The sequence below is a fragment of the Dethiosulfatibacter sp. genome, assembly GCF_983023055.1.
In genome coordinates this window covers 1,933-2,245 of the sequence record NZ_CEZJXU010000422.1, presented here as the reverse complement: position 1 = coordinate 2,245, position 313 = coordinate 1,933, and the positions used below count along the sequence as shown (strand labels likewise).

At 38.0% G+C, this 313-nt stretch carries 1 protein-coding gene; it reads right to left on the bottom strand.

Annotated features, from left to right (window positions below):
* Positions 1 to 298 (bottom strand): proline racemase family protein (locus tag AC3AX0_RS11905; protein ID WP_487550499.1); only part of this gene is annotated, 298 nt, incomplete at its 3' end.
* Positions 299 to 313 lie beyond the last annotated feature (15 nt).

Here is a 313-nt window from a genome sequence, read left to right as displayed (position 1 = left end):
TTTCCTTTACAACTTCATCTTCCACCCTTGCCTTTATACTGATATTTCCATATATGGATTCAAAACATATATATGTGTAGGGTTCTACTATCTCAACAAGTCCTGATTCTATCATTGTAGTAGATACGCCAATGATGCTTTCTTCCGACATGTTTTCGTACCCATTGCTGTCCATATATATGATTCCTGCATCAGCTCCGCTGCAGCAAGGCTCTGTAAGGATTATTCCAGCCTGGTTTTCATTTCCTCTTGGTTTGTTTATGAGCATTTTTCTTATCCAGTCTGAATTTTCCTTCAAATAAAGAGCCTTCTC